The organism is Streptomyces sp. UH6, from assembly GCF_013421635.1.
Taxonomy (GTDB): Bacteria; Actinomycetota; Actinomycetes; order Streptomycetales; family Streptomycetaceae; genus Streptomyces; species Streptomyces abyssomicinicus.
This window is the reverse complement of sequence record NZ_JACADT010000785.1, coordinates 1-2,683: the sequence shown is the minus strand read 5'-3', so window position 1 is coordinate 2,683 and position 2,683 is coordinate 1. Positions and strand designations below refer to the sequence as shown.

Sequence of the window (2,683 nt, the reverse complement as noted above, 5' to 3'; positions counted from 1 at the left end):
CGACCCGGAATGCCGCACCCGGGTGTTCTTCGGTGTCGGCGCGGGCGGCCTGCACCGGCTGCGCGACGGCGACTGGCAGGACCTCGAACCCCGTCCGGCCGGGCCCGCGGCGAAGCCCGGTGAACTCACCCTCGACCTCGGCATAGCGACCCCGCCGAGCCCCTACGAACCGGCGCCCGAACCGCCCCGCGAGCCGTTCCGGTTCCGCACCTGCGTCGCCCGCCCGGGGGACCGGCTGCTGATGTCCGCGGCCGGCCTGGCCGAACCGCTGGAGGACGAACCCGCGCTCCTCACCCACCTGGCACGGCGGTGGGCCGCGCCCGAGCCGCCGGGACTCGCCGGTTTCCTGGCGGACGTGCAGGTGCGGGTGAAGGGTTACGCCGACGACCGTACGGCGGTGGCCGTCTGGGAGGCGTGATCCCGCGCCGCGTGGATTGATGGTCCCCAGAACGGGGACACGTGCGGTCCGGACACGGATCGTGAGCACGCAGCGAAGGGCACGCCTCACCATGGCCAAGCAGAACGTCGCTGAGCAGTTCGTCGACATCCTCACCCGCGCGGGCGTGCGGCGGATGTACGGGGTGGTCGGGGACAGCCTCAACCCCGTGGTGGACGCCGTCCGCCGTCACAAGGGCATCGACTGGGTGCACGTGCGCCACGAGGAGGCCGCCGCCTTCGCCGCCGGCGCCGAGGCGCAGATCACCGGGCAGCTGGCCGCCTGCGCCGGCTCCTGCGGTCCCGGCAACCTGCACCTGATCAACGGGCTGTACGACGCCCACCGGTCCATGGCCCCGGTGCTGGCCCTCGCCTCGCACATCCCCTCCTCGGAGATCGGGCTCGGCTTCTTCCAGGAGACCCACCCGGACCGGCTGTTCCGCGACTGCAGCCACTACAGCGAGATGATCTCCAGCCCGGCGCAGATGCCGCGTCTGCTGAACACCGCCGTGCAGAACGCGGTGGGCCGCTCCGGCGTCAGCGTCGTCACCCTGCCCGGCGACATCGCCGACGAGCCCGCCCCCGAGGGCGCGTACGACACGGCGCTGGTCACCTCCCGGCCGTCGGTCCGCCCCGGGGACACCGAACTCGACGCGCTGGTCGAGCTGATCGACAAGGCGGACAAGGTCACCCTGTTCTGCGGCGCCGGCTGCAAGGACGCGCACGGCGAGGTCATGCGCCTCGCCGAACTGATCAAGTCGCCGGTCGGGCACGCGCTGCGCGGCAAGGAGTGGATCCAGTACGACAACCCGTACGACGTGGGCATGAGCGGCCTGCTCGGCTACGGCGCCGCCTACGAGGCCACCCACGAGTGCGACCTGCTGATCCTGCTCGGCACCGACTTCCCCTACAACGCCTTCCTCCCCGACGACGTGCCGATCGCCCAGATCGACGTCCGCCCCGAGCGCCTCGGCCGCCGCTCCCGGCTCGACCTGGCGGTGTGGGGCGACGTCAAGGAGACCCTGCGGTGCCTGATCCCCAGGGTGAAACCGAAGAAGAACCGCAAGTTCCTCGACAAGATGCTGAAGAAGCACGCGGACGCGCTGGAGGGAGTGGTCAGCGCCTACACCCGCAAGGTGGACAAGCACGTACCGATCCACCCCGAGTACGTGGCCTCCGTGCTCGACGAACTCGCCGACGACGACGCCGTGTTCACCGTCGACACCGGCATGTGCAACGTGTGGGCCGCGCGCTACATCACCCCCAACGGGCGGCGCCGGGTGATCGGTTCGTTCTCCCACGGCTCGATGGCCAACGCGCTGCCGATGGCGATCGGGGCACAGTTCACCGACCGCAGGCGGCAGGTCGTCTCGATGTCCGGGGACGGCGGATTCGCCATGCTGATGGGCGAGTTCCTCACCCTGGTGCAGTACGACCTGCCCGTGAAGGTGGTGCTGTTCAACAACTCCTCGCTCGGGATGGTCGAGCTGGAGATGCTGGTCGCCGGCCTGCCCTCGCACGGCACCGCCAACACCAACCCGGACTTCGCCGCCGTCGCCGAGGCGTGCGGGGCGTTCGGGGCACGGGTGGAGAAGCCGAAGGACCTCGCGGGCGCACTGAAGGCCGCCTTCCGGCACAAGGGGCCCGCGCTCGTCGACGTGGTGACCGACCCGAACGCGCTGTCCATCCCGCCGAAGATCAAGAAAGAGATGGTGACCGGGTTCGCGCTCTCGGCCTCCAAGGTGGTGCTGGACGGCGGTGTGGGAAGGATGCTGCAGATGGCGCGCTCCAACCTGCGCAACGTGCCCCGCCCCTGACGGTCGGCGCGCCGTTCCCCGCGCCCTCCCGGACCCCTGCCGGATCGGGATGAGTGCCGCGTTCCGGACGCGGGCATGCATTCCCGTGAGCGTGTTCGAGAACGACATGCGCGAACGGGCGCGAACGGGGGGTCATGAAGAGGCAGGCACCACAGGCGGGCAGTTCCGCCGTCGCCGACGCGGCGGAGCCGTCCACCGGACCAGTCGTGCGACCGGCGGTACCGGAACCGGGCGGCGTCCCGGCCCCCAGGCCCCGCCTCCGCATACGGCGGCCGCGGCTGCGGCAACGGCTGCGCCGGGCCGACCTGGGCGCCGTGCCCCGGGCACGGCGCGCGCTACGGGAGCTGGTGCGGTGCGACGCGCCGGGCTGGCCGCAGGACGGCGACGTGCTGGAGACGGCGGAACTGCTGACCACCGAACTGGTCACCAAC

General features: G+C 71.5%; 1 protein-coding gene and 2 pseudogenes. All 3 read left to right on the top strand.

Annotated elements, in window-relative coordinates:
• A pseudogene (locus HW445_RS25810) lies at positions 1 to 418 on the top strand (protein phosphatase 2C domain-containing protein); the annotation flags it as partial.
• A gap of 91 nt (positions 419 to 509) precedes the next feature.
• Entirely contained in the window at positions 510 to 2,252 is a 1,743-nt protein-coding gene (locus HW445_RS25805) for a pyruvate dehydrogenase (RefSeq protein ID WP_180223302.1), read from the top strand.
• 134 nt (positions 2,253 to 2,386) lie between these two features.
• A pseudogene (locus HW445_RS25800) lies at positions 2,387 to 2,683 on the top strand (hypothetical protein); the annotation flags it as partial.